20 protein-coding genes are annotated in these 16212 nt (G+C 37.8%); 6 read left to right on the forward strand and 14 right to left on the reverse strand.

Annotated features, from left to right (window positions below):
• Positions 1-73 precede the first annotated feature (73 nt).
• Both NSQ40_RS23870 and NSQ40_RS23875 read right to left on the reverse strand, forming a co-directional pair.
• A complete protein-coding gene (locus tag NSQ40_RS23870; RefSeq protein WP_003201223.1) occupies positions 74-808 on the reverse strand; it encodes a pseudouridine synthase in 735 nt (244 codons plus the stop codon).
• Positions 809-850: 42 nt separating this feature from the next.
• Complete coding sequence (locus NSQ40_RS23875) at positions 851-2503, reverse strand: putative polysaccharide biosynthesis protein (RefSeq protein ID WP_003201221.1); 1653 nt, start codon at positions 2501-2503, stop codon at positions 851-853.
• A 150-nt stretch (positions 2504-2653) separates the two neighbouring features.
• Between NSQ40_RS23875 and NSQ40_RS23880 the strand changes: the two genes are divergently transcribed.
• Positions 2654-3925, forward strand: coding sequence for a BaiN/RdsA family NAD(P)/FAD-dependent oxidoreductase (locus NSQ40_RS23880; protein WP_003201220.1), 1272 nt, complete (start codon positions 2654-2656; stop codon positions 3923-3925).
• Positions 3926-4032: 107 nt separating this feature from the next.
• Complete coding sequence (locus tag NSQ40_RS23885) at positions 4033-5466, forward strand: MDR family MFS transporter (protein WP_018782815.1); 1434 nt, start codon at positions 4033-4035, stop codon at positions 5464-5466.
• 112 nt (positions 5467-5578) lie between these two features.
• Here the strand turns inward: NSQ40_RS23885 and NSQ40_RS23890 are convergent, their stop codons facing one another.
• Positions 5579-5902 carry an ArsR/SmtB family transcription factor gene (locus tag NSQ40_RS23890; protein WP_003208744.1) on the reverse strand — a complete coding sequence of 108 codons (324 nt, stop codon included), beginning with the start codon at positions 5900-5902 and terminating at the stop codon, positions 5579-5581.
• Positions 5903-6331, reverse strand: a complete 429-nt coding sequence (locus NSQ40_RS23895; RefSeq protein WP_003201214.1) for an SRPBCC family protein — start codon at positions 6329-6331, stop codon at positions 5903-5905.
• Between the two features lie 359 nt (positions 6332-6690).
• Here NSQ40_RS23895 and NSQ40_RS23900 point away from each other — a divergent pair, with 359 nt between their 5' ends.
• Positions 6691-6909 (forward strand): DUF3973 domain-containing protein, encoded by a 219-nt coding sequence (locus NSQ40_RS23900; RefSeq protein WP_018764542.1) that lies wholly within the window; start codon positions 6691-6693, stop codon positions 6907-6909.
• Positions 6910-6943: 34 nt separating this feature from the next.
• On the opposite strand, the gene NSQ40_RS23905 is transcribed toward NSQ40_RS23900, so the two are convergent.
• On the reverse strand, positions 6944-7126 hold the full coding sequence (locus NSQ40_RS23905) for a sporulation protein Cse60 (RefSeq protein ID WP_003201211.1): 183 nt from the start codon (positions 7124-7126) through the stop codon (positions 6944-6946).
• Between the two features lies 1 nt (position 7127).
• Positions 7128-7364: a DUF2553 family protein gene (locus NSQ40_RS23910; RefSeq protein WP_029427646.1), complete on the reverse strand. Its 237-nt coding sequence runs from the start codon at positions 7362-7364 to the stop codon at positions 7128-7130.
• Positions 7365-7649: 285 nt separating this feature from the next.
• On the opposite strand from NSQ40_RS23910, the gene NSQ40_RS23915 reads away from it, so the two are divergent.
• Positions 7650-8144, forward strand: a complete 495-nt coding sequence (locus tag NSQ40_RS23915) for a CarD family transcriptional regulator (protein WP_003201207.1) — start codon at positions 7650-7652, stop codon at positions 8142-8144.
• A gap of 304 nt (positions 8145-8448) precedes the next feature.
• Here the strand turns inward: NSQ40_RS23915 and NSQ40_RS23920 are convergent, their stop codons facing one another.
• The 5 genes from NSQ40_RS23920 to NSQ40_RS23940 all read right to left on the reverse strand — a co-directional run bounded on the left by NSQ40_RS23920 (position 8449) and on the right by NSQ40_RS23940 (position 12181).
• Positions 8449-9618 carry a nitrate/nitrite transporter gene (locus NSQ40_RS23920; protein ID WP_003201204.1) on the reverse strand — a complete coding sequence of 390 codons (1170 nt, stop codon included), beginning with the start codon at positions 9616-9618 and terminating at the stop codon, positions 8449-8451.
• A 91-nt stretch (positions 9619-9709) separates the two neighbouring features.
• The gene (gene moaD, locus NSQ40_RS23925; protein ID WP_018782818.1) at positions 9710-9943 is read right to left on the reverse strand and encodes a molybdopterin converting factor subunit 1; all 234 of its coding nucleotides are present in this window, start codon (positions 9941-9943) and stop codon (positions 9710-9712) included.
• The gene (locus tag NSQ40_RS23930; protein ID WP_033796478.1) at positions 9940-10410 is read right to left on the reverse strand and encodes a molybdenum cofactor biosynthesis protein MoaE; all 471 of its coding nucleotides are present in this window, start codon (positions 10408-10410) and stop codon (positions 9940-9942) included. The genes moaD and NSQ40_RS23930 overlap by 4 nt, the downstream gene beginning before the upstream one ends.
• A complete protein-coding gene (mobB, locus tag NSQ40_RS23935; protein ID WP_016116706.1) occupies positions 10407-10928 on the reverse strand; it encodes a molybdopterin-guanine dinucleotide biosynthesis protein B in 522 nt (173 codons plus the stop codon). Before mobB ends, NSQ40_RS23930 begins: the two co-directional genes overlap by 4 nt.
• Positions 10892-12181, reverse strand: coding sequence for a molybdopterin molybdotransferase MoeA (locus NSQ40_RS23940; protein ID WP_097786676.1), 1290 nt, complete (start codon positions 12179-12181; stop codon positions 10892-10894). Before NSQ40_RS23940 ends, mobB begins: the two co-directional genes overlap by 37 nt.
• 95 nt (positions 12182-12276) lie before the next feature.
• On the opposite strand from NSQ40_RS23940, the gene moaC reads away from it, so the two are divergent.
• Positions 12277-12768, forward strand: a complete 492-nt coding sequence (moaC, locus tag NSQ40_RS23945; protein WP_098158880.1) for a cyclic pyranopterin monophosphate synthase MoaC — start codon at positions 12277-12279, stop codon at positions 12766-12768.
• A 35-nt stretch (positions 12769-12803) separates the two neighbouring features.
• On the opposite strand, the gene NSQ40_RS23950 is transcribed toward moaC, so the two are convergent.
• The 3 genes from NSQ40_RS23950 to NSQ40_RS23960 all read right to left on the reverse strand — a co-directional run bounded on the left by NSQ40_RS23950 (position 12804) and on the right by NSQ40_RS23960 (position 15399).
• A complete protein-coding gene (locus NSQ40_RS23950) occupies positions 12804-13817 on the reverse strand; it encodes a molybdopterin-synthase adenylyltransferase MoeB (RefSeq protein ID WP_033796480.1) in 1014 nt (337 codons plus the stop codon).
• A 16-nt stretch (positions 13818-13833) separates the two neighbouring features.
• Positions 13834-14847, reverse strand: a complete 1014-nt coding sequence (gene moaA / locus NSQ40_RS23955) for a GTP 3',8-cyclase MoaA (protein WP_033796481.1) — start codon at positions 14845-14847, stop codon at positions 13834-13836.
• Positions 14848-15072: 225 nt separating this feature from the next.
• On the reverse strand, positions 15073-15399 hold the full coding sequence (locus NSQ40_RS23960; protein WP_018764554.1) for a winged helix-turn-helix transcriptional regulator: 327 nt from the start codon (positions 15397-15399) through the stop codon (positions 15073-15075).
• A gap of 140 nt (positions 15400-15539) precedes the next feature.
• On the opposite strand from NSQ40_RS23960, the gene NSQ40_RS23965 reads away from it, so the two are divergent.
• Positions 15540-16211, forward strand: coding sequence for an NAD(P)H-dependent oxidoreductase (locus tag NSQ40_RS23965; protein WP_003201188.1), 672 nt, complete (start codon positions 15540-15542; stop codon positions 16209-16211).
• The last annotated feature ends 1 nt before the right edge of the window (position 16212 follow it).

Genomic DNA, 16212 nt, shown 5'->3' on the forward strand with positions numbered 1-16212 from the left:
TTGTATCTAAAATATAATACATACCCCTTTCTGATTTCACAGAAAGGGGTTCTTTCTATTTTTAGAATCGGTCTCAATCTTGACTCTCTGTTTGAACTTGATACGTTTTTAACATTTCCACTTCTTCATCTGTTAATTCACGGTATTGACCAAGTTCTAATTCTTCATCTAACACTAAAGGTCCCATCTCCGTTCTCTTTAAGTAGACAACCTTTTTCCCTACCGCTTCAAACATGCGCTTTACTTGATGGAATTTCCCTTCTGTAATGACAAGCTCGATTTCAGACACATCATCGCTTTTCAAAATTGTAAGTTCACCTGGCTTCGTTTCATAGCCATCATCTAAAATAACACCTTTTGCAAATTCTTCTACATCTTTTTCTGTTACAACTCCAGCTACGTGTGCATAATATTTTTTCGGAACGTGCTTTTTCGGAGATAATAACTGATGCGTAAGCTTCCCGTCATTTGTTAATAATAGGAAGCCTTCTGTATCAATATCAAGTCTTCCAACTGGAAACGGATCAAAGATTGCATCTTCTAATTCCAATAAATCAACAACTGTTTCATGATTATCATCTTCTGTTGCTGAAATGACCCCTTGTGGTTTATGCATCATTAAATATACAAATTCCTTATATTCAACAATCTCACCGTGAATCGTAACCTCTTGTTCTTCTACATTCACATGAAACTTCGCATCTTTTACTGAAATTCCATCAATTTTTACAACGCCATCCTTTAATAACTTCTTTACTTCTTTTCTACTTCCGTATCCCATATTTGCTAATAATTTATCTAATCTCATTCTTTCACCTTCTTGTATTTATCATAGAAAAGGGGACGTGTATTACGCCCCTTTTGATTTCATCTTTATTTTCAGCTTACCGCCAAGCTTACGCTGAATCTTTTCTAAAGCTTCTCCGCCAAATACTCTTACAAGTACACCTGTGCGAATCGCTAACAATCCGTAAGTAAGGCCACCAATACCTGCACAAACCGCAACTGTAATCAGTGCACCAAATCGGCCCTCGGGCGAAATCACAAAGGATAAAATTCCTTGTGATAGTTTTACGACAATGACCATCACAATTGTTAATATTGCAATTTGGAATGTTCGTTTATATACAACACCGAATGAATAGTGTGCATGTTTTCGAATTTGTTTATTCGTATACCAAATGGAAGCTAGGAATCCAATACCTGTTGCTAAAACAGCTCCAACTGTACCGAAGTAACGAATTAAAATCACATTACATAAAAACTTCAAAATAACGCCCATGCCAAGCGCAATAATCGCATGCTTCTGCTGATTAATCCCTTGCAATATCGCTGCAGTCACTGTAAATAACGCGAATAATAACGCAACTGGCGCATACCACATCAATACTTGTCCACCTAATGGATCCTTTTCATAAAACGCTGTATAAATCGGATACGCAAGTGTCGAAATACCAACTACCGCTGGTAATGTCAAGAACATATTTGCCTGGAATGTTTGTGTAATTTGTAGTTTTAAATAACGAAATTGTTTTTCTGTAAATGATTTTGTAATTGCTGGAACAAGAGTTAAACTAAACGCCGTCGCAAGTGACACAGGAATCATAATTAATTTATGCGTCCACATCGTAAAAATGCCGAGTGCTCGCTCTGCAATATCGCCTTGTCCAATCGCTTGCATAATAGAGTTGAATGTTAATGTATCAATTTGTTGATATAAAGGAATTGTTAATCCAATAACAACATAAGGAATTGCATATGCAAATAATTCTTTAAATAATTGAGCTGTACTTACTGTTGATTCTGGTACAGTTTGTTCAATTAAATATTGATCGAGATGCTTTTTGCGTTTTAACCAGTACCATATTAACACACCAAGCGCTCCCACAGCTGAAACAAACGCTGCGAAAGTTGCCACTCCAACTGCTGCTGCTACTGATCCACCTATTACTTTAATGACAATAAAACTACCCGCTAATAAAAAGACAATGCGAATAATTTGTTCAATAATTTGCGATACCGTAGTCGGTCCCATCGATTGATGACCTTGGAAATAACCACGAATTAAACTTGCTGCTGGTACAACAATAAGCGCAAAACTTACGAGGCGAATAATCATCGTAACATCTTCTATACTATTGCGTACACTTTGTTTACCAAGCATTGCCTCAGCAAATAATGGCGCAGACATGTAAAGAACTAAGAAGGAAAGGATTCCTGTTGCAATCATCATAACCATTCCCGATCGGAACATTCTCCGGCTCGTCTTATAATCTCCAAGCGCATTATATTTAGAAACAAACTTTGAAACAGCAAGCGGCACTCCCGCCGTTGCAATACTTAAAAAGATCGTATATGGAATATATCCATACGTATAGAGCGTTCCGCCTTCTGTGCCAACTAAGGCATGAAATGGAAAGACATAAATCATGCCTAGAAACTTAACTAAAAAAGTTCCTAACGTCACAATAAGCGTTCCGCGCAGAAATTTTGAATCGGACATAGATGATCCTCCTACATATATAACGCTGAACTCTAACCTTTGTATTGTACCACAATTCTTCAGCGAAACAGTATATCACTGAATTTTTCTTTTCTATGAAAACATGCTATTCTTTTAGGCAGGAAATGTAGAAAATGAGGTCGATATACTATGCATTATGATGTGATTGTCATCGGAGGAGGCCCTTCAGGATTAATGGCCGCAATCGGTGCTGCTGAAGAAGGCGCACGCGTCTTGCTTCTTGATAAAGGAAATAAACTAGGACGTAAGCTTGCCATTTCTGGCGGTGGACGTTGCAACGTAACAAACCGCTTACCGCTTGATGAAATTGTGAAACATATACCAGGAAACGGTCGCTTTTTATACAGTGCTTTTTCCATCTTTAATAATGAAGATATTATTACATTCTTCGAAAAGCTTGGTGTAAAGCTAAAAGAAGAGGATCATGGGCGCATGTTCCCTGTATCAAATAAAGCGCAATCTGTTGTCGATGCTTTATTAACACGATTAAAAGAACTAGGCGTTAAAATGCGTACGAACACACCAGTTGAAACGGTAGAATATGAAAACGGGCAAACAAAAGCCGTTATTCTTAAAACAGGTGAAGTTTTGGAAACAAATCATGTTGTAATTGCTGTTGGCGGAAAATCTGTCCCTCACACTGGTTCAACTGGGGATGGCTACGCTTGGGCTGAAAAAGCGGGACATACAATTACAGAACTTTTCCCAACGGAAGTCCCAATTACTTCAAACGAACCATTTATTCGTGACCGTACATTGCAAGGTCTTGCTTTACGCGATGTAAACTTAAGCGTATTAAATCCAAAAGGAAAAGCTGTCATTTCTCATAAAATGGACATGCTCTTTACCCACTTTGGTATTTCTGGCCCAGCCGCTCTTCGCTGTAGCCAATTCGTTGTAAAAACGATGAAAAAATTTAAAATGCGCGCAGTAGAAATGAGCATCGATGCACTGCCAGAAGAAAATAGCGAACAGCTCTTTCAACGCATGATGAAACAAATGAAAGAAGAACCCAAAAAAGGAATCAAAAATGTGTTAAAAGGATATGTTCCTGAACGTTATTTCCTATTTTTATTAGAAAGAAATGGAATTGACGGTAGCGAACAAGCTGGGCAAGTTTCACACGAAAAAATCCGTGCACTTGTGAAAGACTTCAAAGAGTTTAAAGTAACAGTAAACGGCACACAGCCACTTGAAAAAGCATTCGTTACAGGCGGGGGCGTTTCTGTTAAAGAAATTCATCCGAAAGAAATGGCTTCTAAATTAATGAATGGTCTATACTTCTGCGGAGAAGTTCTTGATATTCATGGCTATACAGGCGGCTACAATATCACTTCCGCTCTTGTCACAGGGCGAATCGCCGGAACAACTGCAGGACAAAACGCAAAAGTGCAGTACTAAAAAAGAAACACGGGTGGATTCTTTCCCCTCCTGTTTCTTTTTTGTTGCCTTATATAGCTTAGTAGCTTTATATTTTATATTGTTGAATATTATAAAGGGGAAAACATATGAGAAAAAAAGTCATGATATCTTTAATGTTAATGACGTTTCTTTCCGCTGTGGAAGGAACGATTGTTAGTACGGCAATCCCTCGTATAACGAGTGATTTATCTGGCGTTGAACTTGTTAGTTGGGTGTATGCAATTTATATGCTCGCAACTGCTGTCTCGACTCCAATTTACGGAAAACTAGCAGATTTATTCGGACGTAAAAAAGTACTGCTCATCGGCGCAGCCATCTTTTTAATCGGTTCTGCATTATGCGGAGTCGTGACATCGATGGAACAATTAATCGTCTTTCGCGCTCTTCAAGGTATAGGTGCCGGCGCTGTTATGCCAATTACAATGACGATTATCGGAGACTTATATAGTGAAGCGAAAGATCGCGCAAAAGCACAAGGCTGGATGAGTGCTGTTTGGGGCGTTTCTGGTGTTGTTGGGCCGCTAGTAGGTGGATTTTTAGTCGATTCTCTTTCTTGGCGCTACATCTTCTTCTTAAATGTTCCATTTGGAATTCTTGCTTGTGCGATGATTGCAATTTCTTATAAAGAGTCAATCAAACCAGCAAAACACCATATCGATTATCCTGGTGCAATTATCTTCTCATTAAGTACAATTGCGTTACTATATGCACTCTTAACAGGAAGCAGCAAGCAAAACTGGGGCGACATTACAATTATCGGCCTCTTAATCTTTGCAGCTGTTTCATTCATTATTTTCTTATTCTTTGAGAAAAAATCTCCGGAGCCATTAATTCCGTTAGCACTTTTCTCTAACCGTACATTATCAACTGTAAACGTCCTAACACTTATTGCTGGCGCCATGATTATTAGTATTACAATGTACCTTCCAATTTGGAGCCAAGGGGTATTAGGCAAAAATGCTACAGAAGCTGGACTTATTCTGATGCCAATTCCTGTTATGTGGACATTTGGTGCGATTCTTTCTGGGAATTTAGTTGGTAAGTTACAAACGAAACAAATCATTTTACTTGGAGCTAGCATTTTATCAGTCGCTACCTTCTTATTATTCATATTATCAACTCATTCACCAGCATTTCTAATTTATGTTGCGGTCGGACTATTCGGCTTAGGAATGGGACTTATTACACCAATTTATATGGTAACCATCCAAGCAGCTGTCCCTGCACATACACGCGGAACAGCAATTGGTTTAAACACATTTGTTAATACATTTAGCCAAACATTAGGTGCCGCTATCTTCGGAACAATCTTTAATACGATGATTCATGCACAAGGCATGCAAAATGTTGATCTTGTCTCAGGTGGACATGGCGGTACAACAAATGTAGTAACAAAATCACAAGAAGTATTAGCTTCGAGCGTACACATCATTTATATGAGTACATTTGCACTCGCACTACTTACACTATTTATCGGGTGGCTTCTATTAAAGCCAGCTACGCAAACAACTGAACAGTAAAAACGAGGATGATCGTTCATAGCGATCATCCTCTTTCTATATATCGGCGACTTTTTAAATATATCGACCATTTCTCACGATATATCGGCGCTTCGACAATACGTGACAACACTTACTCTTCATGTTCCACCACATATTTGAGCATAGACAATTTATTATTCCAAAACTGTTCATAATAGGAAAGCCACTGCTGTAATTCGGCCAACGGCTCAGGCTGCAACCGATATATCTTTTCTCTCCCAACTTTTCTTCCGCTTACTAATTTCGCTTCTGAAAGAATGTGAAGATGTTTCGCTACAGCTGTACGACTCATTGGAAAATGATCTGTTATTTTAGAAATCGGCAATTCTTTTTCAGTTAATAACCGGAGTACTTCGCGGCGTGTTGGATCAGCAATTGCTTGAAAGACATCGTATTTCGCTGCTGATGAGGACACTTATCCTTCAACAACCTTTTTCAGTTTTTCATTTACAATTGCTACCCAGCCACCTGCCATTCTCTCGCGAATAACAGAACTTTTCTCGTTTGCTTTCGGAAGAATTGTATCAGCCTGCTTCCATCCACCATGAATAAGAGTAAACTCCGTTTTATCTCCCAAATCTTTCAAAATAAATGAAACGACCCAACCATCTGTATCCCATGAAAAAGATAAACGATGAGGCTCATCAATTTCTAACACTTTACACGGAGATGGTCCAAAAGGTGATTGCACATGAAACTCATGCCCTACCTTAGGTTCAAAGTCATTTGGCATAAACCAAGATGCAATCCCTTCTGAAGTCGATACTGCATTCCATACTTTTTGAATAGGCGCTTCAAAAATAACTGTTTGTTTAATATCTTGTAATGTATTTTGCTGATCCATACTATTTCTCCTTTATATAGGCCGTTACAATGTAACACCTTTTGGTTTTGTTTTATAATATAACACCTTTTGGTTTCACGTCAATAAATCTCCATTTGCCTGTTGAGAAATTCTCAACATTTTTTCAACAGGACAAACACCAGTGCAACATTTCGTCATAATATACTCACAAAAGCAAACACATCTCAATCCTTAGCCTCCCTCCTTCCCTTGGGATTTATTTAGAAAACACATTGATATAAACGAGATATGTATACGCAATGTAATTTGAGCAGGTGGCGATTTTCAAAAACAATAAACTGACTACCTACTCACTCTTTTTCTTTAAAAATTTTTAACAATAAAAGGAGATGAAAGATATGTATTACTGCATTCATTGCTCTGAAATTCATCATGAAAGAGGTTTGACTGATCGAGTCTTCAAAAATGGTTTTTATATTGATCCATTCCTAGGTGAACGCTACCATCTCGGTATGTGTAAAGATGCTACCACTGGTGAAAAAGTTCTATCTACAAAAGAAAACCTGGCACCACAATCCATTATGAATGCTTTACCAACCCATATAATTTCTACTTAAAAACATAAAAAAGAGCTGGTTCCCCAGCTCTTTTTTATGTTTTATAGATAACCATCGCCGAAAAACAATAAATTTGATTTTCATCGTCATTAATGGATACACCAACTTGATATTTAATATCTACAAGCTGTTCGTCATTCAGCTTCTTTAGAAACACATTTACGGAGTCTTCCAAGTCCTTTTCATGACTTTCATCAAACACCTTAACACGAATCATGTTAACACCATCCTAGATCACAGCTCTCCGCCGCTCGATTATTGCCACGGTGCGTATCTATGATGCGATAAAACTTACCATCTTCATATACATATCCGTCTTCTAACACATATTGCTTATCTTCAGTATAGACATAAAACTTACCTATCATAAATTTACTTGTATATAATTCTAAATAATTCGATTTAAATCTTGCTACTACCTTATTCGTAATATCAATTTTAATTGTGCGTCCCACCATCTCTCCCTCCTTTAAAAAGAACGGATTTAGGTATATTGTATTAACGATTTTGTATTTTATGATTAAAAAAGAGTGGATATGCCTTGTATTTTGCTGTGAGAGTTCCTCAGAATATCATCCCTTTTCACTTGCAGTTCTTTCAAAAAAATGTTGTGATTTTTCAACTAAAAACAAGATTTAAAAAACGAACTAAAATCATTGACACAGATAGATAACATATGGTAATATAATAAATTTGATATTTTTATCCATATGTGTTATCATTACATATAGTTACCACATATGGAGGTGGATGATTTGTTTCAAATTGGTGATAAAATTGTTTACCCTATGCACGGAGCAGGAATAATCGAAGCGATTGAGGATAAAGAAGTGTTAGGAAAAATACGTCAGTATTGTGTAATACACATGGTTATTAGCGATATGCAAGTGATGATTCCTATGGATAAAGTAGAAAATTCAGGCATACGTTATGTTGTTGACAAAAATACATTAAACGATGTATTAGTTGACATTCATAATGGTGAAGCTGACCACTCACTCTCATGGAAACAAAGATATACCATGAACATGGAGAAAATGAAAAACGGGAATCTTCTAGACGGCGCTGAAGTTGTTCGCGATTTAATTCGCCGCAATAAAGAAAGAGCATTAAATGCGAGTGAAAAACAGATGCTAGACAACGCGCGCAGAATTTTAATTAGTGAAGTTGCACTTGTGCAAAATGTTTCAGAAAATCAAGCAACTTATATCCTACAAGATACCATCAATCATTAATCTAAAAATATATATTCAAATTGAAAATAGCTGACCGCTATTTTTTTTTTGCATAAATACAAATTGAAAAACTGACATACAACCTTTCTTTTTTGGTGAGAGAATGCATCCGGAGCCATGCATAGAAGCGGTCAGACCCTCTGCCTGCCCCATGCCAAGTAAAAACAAAAGGAGAAAACAAGTAACGGTCACCTTGTACTCTTCCCTTCAAACCAATACAAATAGCAACATGACTCCAGTACAAGAACTAGAATCATGCTGCTTTATTTTTCGATTGTTTTAAGAAACAGTGTAATTGTTCCCTCTATTTGTTATTTAACATCACTAACAACTTTTCTTGACTATACATCCACACTGTAATAATTAAACAAGCAAGCGCTACTTCTGAAAGTGCCATAAATCCAATTGCATAATGACCAGTTAGTTGGAATAGTAACGTTAAAATTAACGGTGGGAAAAAGCCCCCTAAGCCGCCTAAAGCTGCAACAAGTCCGTTTACAATCCCTGCTTGCTCAGAAAAGTACATCGGTACAAGTTTGAAGATTGTTCCATTTCCAATTCCAGCGCAAAATGCGACTAGTAAGCAACCAAATGTATACACGTTCATACTTGGCATAAACGATAAAATAATACCAGATAGTGTTAAACCGATGAATACAAAGATTAAAATTTTAAATGGATTAAATTTATCACCAAGCCACCCACCAATTGGGCGCATAACTGTTGCTAAGACGATAAATCCAGCTGTTCGCATACCTGCATCTACTTTTTCTAATCCAAAGTGAGATACTAAGAAGTTTGGTAAGTATACTGTAAATGCAACAAACGATCCAAAAGTTAAGAAATAGAAAATACATAAGAACCAAAGTTTTTCATTTTTGTATACACCTTTTAACTGTTCCATTAATGGTGTATTCACTTTTCGCTCATTACGATCACCTAGTAAAAAGTTTAGAAGTGCGAAAATAGCAAGTAAGATTAAAAAGGATTGCACAGTTGCTCTCCAGCCAAATGAAGTCGCGATCACAGGTGCTAAGAAAGATGTAACTGCTGTTCCTGCATTACCTACACCGTAAATACCATTTACAAAACCGTGACGCTCTTTCGGATAATATTTCGGCAGAGACGTTACACCTACAGAGAATACAGCTCCGCCAATCCCTGCAAATAAACCGCCGATAATTAAATCCATCATAGAATTCGCAATACTAATATAAAAGACAGGGAATAATAACATAATAAAGCTTATAAAGAATAATTTTCTCGCTCCGTAACGATTGGTCCAATAACCAATTGGTATTCGAAGCACCGACCCTAAAATAACAGGTACTGCTGTGACAAGGGAAATTTGTCCTGCTGTTAACGCAATGTCTACTTTAATAAATGGCATTAGTGAAGATAAAATCACCCACACCATAAAACCAATAATAAGATTAGAAGTTTGTAAACCTAACTGAAAATTCGGACTTTTCATCCTTTTCGCCTCCTATTTTGTTCATTTTTTCACAATGTATATTAATTCCCTCCAGTCTAATCACGTACTTCCGTGATTAGACTGGAAAAAATCAACCACCGCTCACTGGGGGAATCAATGCCACAATATCACCAGATTTTATTTTGTCATCTTCATTTGCATATTCTTCATTGATAGCGACCATAATCTGCTCTGAAACTGCGATATGATGTTCTTTCGTAATAATATTTTTTAATTCTGCAACAGTAATATTTTCACAATCTACTTTTAACTCATTTGTCCCGGCATCTTCTTGTAAATGCGCAAATAATAACACCCGAATCATTTTTTCATCTCCCTTCCAGGCTCCCCGTCTGGATACGGTATTTTTTCTAATTGATCACCAATCCATGAGTCACCATCTTCCCAAAACTCTTTTTTCCAAATCGGAACAATTTGTTTGATGCGCTCCATAATATATTCATTTGCTTCATATGCCGATTTTCGGTGTGGTGTTGATACAGCAACAACAACGGCAATATCAGAAATTTGAAGTGTACCGATGCGATGTGTAATCGCAACGTGTGTCCCAGGCCACTTCTCTTTCACTTCATCTCCAATTTTCGCAAGCATTTTTTCAGCCATTGTCTTATAGGCTGCGTACTCTAAATATAACGTGCGACGCCCTTTCGTAAATTCTCTTACAGTACCAGTGAAAGTTGTCACAGCACCACATTCACGGCGAATCACTTTATTTGTAACCTCTTCAATCGAAATTGGTGTATCTACTACTTCATAATGTGAAATTGTCATCGTGCACCTCTCATCGTTTGTGTAAACCAATCCATGTATGCGTCTTCCTCTGTTATATGAAATGTTTTATACGCTTTTGGTAAACTTTGTGTAACCTCTTTCCATATAATAACCGCTATTACATTCTCCATTTTATCTAGTAAAGCAATATCTTCATTCCTCCGAAGCAAAACCACTTTTGGATAGTTTTCTTTTTTATATCCTTCAATCAAAATGAGATCTACTTCAAAAAATTCATATAGTCGAATGATTTCCTGTAAAGACCATTCATCCCGAAGAGAAGAAAGTGATAATAATCCTGCTCCTTCTACAGCACTTACGGCAGCGCCTGCTCGCCTATGACGTTCACTATCCTTTTGAGGTACTTCCGGATAGCCACCATGTCCGTGATGCTTAATTGTGGCAACTTTCATACCTTCATCCGAAAAAGCTTGAATCATCTTCTCCGTGAGCGTCGTTTTTCCGCTATTTTGATAGCCAACTATTTGTAAGATTGGAGCGGTTCTGCCCACGGCCACTCACTTCCTTGGCTTGATTCTAGTAATAACACCGAAACTGTCATTCCTGCTTCAAATCCTCTTGTTCCTCCTGGCAATACAATCAAAGCATTGCTATCTGCAAGAGAAGAAATCGCACTTGATTTATCGAGCCCTACTGGTATAACTTGCAGCTGACCATTGATAAACGTTGCTTTCCCCCTTACAAATCGTGTAAATGGGTTTGCCTTTGGAAAATCTTTCTGCAATATAGCATCTGTACGATATGCATGTGGTTCTTTCGCATGAAGGAATGCTTGAATAACTGGATAAACGAGTAATTCAAATCCGACATAACAAGCAGACGGGTTACCAGATAACCCAAACAACAGCTTCCCGTTTACTTCAGCTACAGTTGTGACACTACCTGGTCGCATCGCTATTTTATTAAAAAGAACATTGGCATTTAATTTTTTATAAATAGCAGGCAAATAATCGTAATCACCTACCGAAACACCACCAGTTGTGATTAAAATGTCTACTTCATCCACCGCGGCTTTCACTGCTTCATAGCAAGCTTCTAAATCGTCAGCAAGTTGTCCATAATATCGTACTTTCCCGCCAGCTCTAACAATTTGAGCTGCGATCATATAGGAATTACTATTTCTAATTTTTCCTGGTTCAAGTGGTTCATGTACTTCTAACAACTCACTTCCCGTCGTTACAATCCCGACAATAGGCTGTTTCATAACGTTTACTGAACTGTAGCCAAATGTCGCCAGAAGTGCTGCTACACCTGGATTAATCTTCGTACCTTTTTTCACAAGTATTTGATTTTGTTTTACATCTTCACCTTTGAATGAAACATTATCACCTACTTGAAAAGAACGCTTTAGCTTCATATACGTTCTTCCGTTTCTTTCAAATCCTTCCGTAAGCTCTAACATAACTACCGCATCACAATCTTTTGGAATCGCTGCTCCTGTCATAATTCGAACCGCTTCGAAGGCCTTTACCTCGTCTGTAAAAACAGAACCAGCTCCTATTTCTCCTATCACTTCAAACTCAATTGGATGCTCGTTCCCCGCCTCTTTCGTATCTTCTGCCCGAATCGCAAATCCGTCATATGGAGAGCGGTCAAAATGCGGAACATCGTGATCTGCCACAACATCTTCTCCAAGAATTCTTCCGTAGCTTTCGGTAATAGAAACTTTTTCCATTCCACCTTGGTGTGCATATGTCATAACTCGCGCCACTGCTTCAGCAACTGGAATTGGTACTCGTTTTTCTAACATTGTTTTCACCTCATATTTGCAAAATATCACATCTTGATTACACTTTATATTGTACAATGCTAATTATAATAGCAATTACTTCAAGGAGGAATTCCATGTCTTCATTCACTCACTTTAACGACCAAGGCCGTGCCAAAATGGTCGACATTAGCGATAAAAAAGTGACAGTGCGAACAGCAATTGCTTGCTCTAGCATCCTTGTTACGAAAGAAATTTATGATAAAATCTCTCATAATGAAATTGGGAAAGGCGATGTATTAGCCGTCGCACAAATCGCCGGTATTATGGCTGCTAAACGCACTTCTGATATTATTCCGATGTGCCACCCTTTACTTCTAAAAGGAGTAGATGTTTCATTCGATTGGGAAACGGCGAAAGGGCAATACCGTTTACGAATTGAAGTAAAAGTAAAAACAGAAGGTAGCACTGGCGTTGAAATGGAAGCCTTAACAGCAGCTTCTGCGACCGCTCTTACCGTGTATGATATGTGTAAAGCTGTTGACAAAGGTATGATTATCTGCGAAACATATTTACTTGAAAAAACAGGCGGAAAAAGTGGAGATTATATTAGAAATTCACAATCCTAATTTAGTCCCCTGAACCTAAAGGACAACCTTTAGGTTCAGCCTATATATCTTGCATATAATCGCTTCGCCACTTTCATATCATTTGTCCCATGAATAAATGCCCTGCCATCTGTAAATAACACGAAACGATATTCATCAACACGAAACGATAGTAAATATGGTGTCGTTTGCACATCCACACTTTTTTGTAAGCGCTTTTTAATTTCTTCTAAATTAAGAAGTTGCGGCGCCCCTGGACGGATTTGAACTGTATTTCGCCCACATAGAACCTCTGTTTTCATCTGTGATTCAAACGCTAAACTTGGGTACGTGCGCAGTTTTCCGCAAGATGGACATTTGTCTTTTTTCTGCCTATTCACTTTAAACGCCATGTGCTGATTGTTCCAAAGATCAAATGACAACATCGTTTCACGAAGCGCTCCAAAATCTTCTACCAATATTTTAAGTGCTTCTGTCACTTGATGCGCAACGACCAATTGTACGGCTGGCTGTATAATTCCTGCCGTATCACACGTTGCACCACTAGATGGATGCTCCATCAAACAGCGAAAACATGGTGTTTTTCCCGGAAGAATTGTATATGTGACGCCATAGCTTCCAACGCATCCTCCATATATCCAAGGAATATTGTATTTTTGCGAAATGTCATTAATAAGAAGACGCGCTTCAAAATTGTCAGTCGCATCTAATATTAAATCCACATTCTTAATTAACTCTTCCATTTCTTGCACCGCTACATCTGTTACAACTGGTACAATTTCTACTTCAGAATTAATCTGCCTTAAACGCTCGAATGCTGCGACTGCTTTCGGCTTATACTGCTTTGCATCTTCTTCTGTATATAACTGCTGCCGCTGTAAGTTACTCCACTCGACATAATCACGGTCAGCAATCGTCAGTTTTCCAATTCCCGCTCTGACAATCGCCTCTGCACTTGCTGCTCCTAGTGCACCGGCACCTATAATGAGTACATGCTTTTCTCTTATTTTCCTTTGGCCTGCTTCGCTAACCCCGGAAAATAACATTTGTCTTGAATAACGCTCCTGCACGCGACATCCCCCCTTCTTACCCTCCGATATAAGACATTTCAATTTTCGGACGGTTATTTGCACTTTCTTCAGTCCGCTCATCAGAATACCGGTCTTCTCGATATTCCCATACATCTTGCACTACCTTTAATAAATCGGGATCAGAAATACCTTCTCGAAGGAGCTTCCGTAAATCCGTTCCTTTCGTTGCAAACAAACACGTATAAAATTTACCATCTGCCGAAATCCGTGCTCTTGTACAAGAAGAACAGAAAGATTCAGAAACTGAAGTGATAAATCCAACTTCCGCATCACTGTCCACGTAACGATAACGCTTAGCAACCTCTCCAAAATAATGAGGATCTACAGGCTCAATCGAATATACTTCGCTAATCTTCTCAATCAATTCTTGTTTCGTAATTACTTGTTCAAAATTCCATCCGTTCGTACTGCCGACGTCCATAAACTCGATAAAGCGAAGCGGAATTTCCTGTTCTTTGAAATAAGCAACCATTGGAAGAATTTGACTATCATTCATCCCTTTTTTCACAACCATATTCACTTTCACATCAAGTCCAGCTTCTTTTGCTGCCGTAATCCCTTTTAGCACAGGTTTTGTACTAATATTCCGGCCATTAATTTTGCGAAACACATCGTCCTCTATCGCATCTAAACTAACATTCACTCGGTGTAACCCTGCTTCTTTTAACGCCTTTGCTTGCTTTGTTAAGTGAATGCCATTTGTCGTTAGTCCAATATCTGTTAAGCCATCCAGCTTCGCGAGCCGTTCAATAAGCTTTGGCAACTCTTTACGTAGTAATGGTTCACCACCTGTAAGCCTAATTTTTTTTACACCCATACCTACAAACAATTTTGCTAATCTTTCAATTTCATCAAATGTAAGCAAAAATTCTTCTTGTAAAAATGCATAATCAGGCCCGAATACTTCTGCCGGCATACAATATGTGCACCGAAAGTTACAACGATCAATGACAGAGATGCGTAAATCTTGAAGCGGACGCCCTAAAGAATCTCTAATCTTCTCGCGCATCGTCACCCCTCCTTTTCTGCTAAATTCTATCTGTCTTCATTCTATTATAATATATTTTTAAACTGCGATGTTTTTGCTCGGGCTCTTTATTGATTTTCCATGTTTTTTATTTGCCTCCATCATAAAAAAGAAGCAGGATATACGTTGTGATATTTCTCACATCGTACCTGCCATTCAAAAATTCTTCACAAATCCGTTCGAATTTTGTTCACATTTCAGTTAAAATTACTTTATTTGTGTCCGATATTCCTCTCCCCACTCACGCATAAGTGTAATAATTGGTGTAAGAGATTTTCCGAATTTCGTTAAAGAATACTCCACTTTTGGCGGAACTTCTTTATATACTTCCCGGTGGATTACTCCAGCGGCCTCAAGTTCTCTTAACTGCCTTGTTAACATACGCTGCGTAATGCCAGGCATCAATCGCAAAAATTGATTAAAGCGAATCTCTTTGGTATTCATTAAATGAAATAAGATAACTCCTTTCCATTTTCCACCGATTACATCTAACGTTACTTCCACTGAACAACGATTTATATCTTTCTGTTCCATTTTATCACTCTCCATTAGTATACAAATTGATACTATATGCTAAAAATGTGCGTACTTATATCATTCATTGTACTATTGTAGAATCGATTTTGTAATCAACTTACTATAAAAAAGTAAATAATTAAAAGGTGGTTATTTAAATGGAACATACAAAAGAAGAAATTTTAAAAGCTTATCAATTTAGACATGCATGTAAAGAATTTGATGTAAATAAAAAAGTCTCTGATGAAGATTTTCATTTTATTTTAGAAACTGGTCGACTTTCTCCAAGTTCATTTGGTTTTGAACCTTGGAAATTTGTTGTGATTCAAAATCAAGATATTCGCAACAAACTTCTCCCTGTGGCTTGGGGAGCTCAAAAACAATTACCAACAGCGAGCCATTTTGTCGTTATATTAGTTCGTAAAAAAGAAGATATGATTTATGACTCTTCCTATATTTCTAACTTCATGAAAAATATTCAGCAGCTTCCCGAGGAAGTCGTAACGATGAAGCGTGGTTTTTATAAGGCGTTTCAAGAAACTGATTTTCAATTATTAGAAAGCGACCGTGCCATGTTTGATTGGGCTTCTAAACAAACATACATCGCTCTTGGTAATATGATGACTGCAGCTGCCCAAATCGGCATTGATTCTTGCCCAATTGAAGGATTCCATCAAGAAAAAGTAGAAGCGATTTTAAAAGAAGAGGGAATTGTTTCAGGTGATACATTTGGTGTGTCTGTTTTAGTTGCTTTTGGTTATCGAGCGGAAGAACCAAAACGTGATAAAACTCGTCAAACAATGGATATGGTTGTTGAATGGATTAAGTAAT

It is taken from the genome of Bacillus sp. FSL K6-6038, from assembly GCF_038050455.1.
Classification (GTDB): Bacteria; Bacillota; Bacilli; order Bacillales; family Bacillaceae_G; genus Bacillus_A; species Bacillus_A pseudomycoides.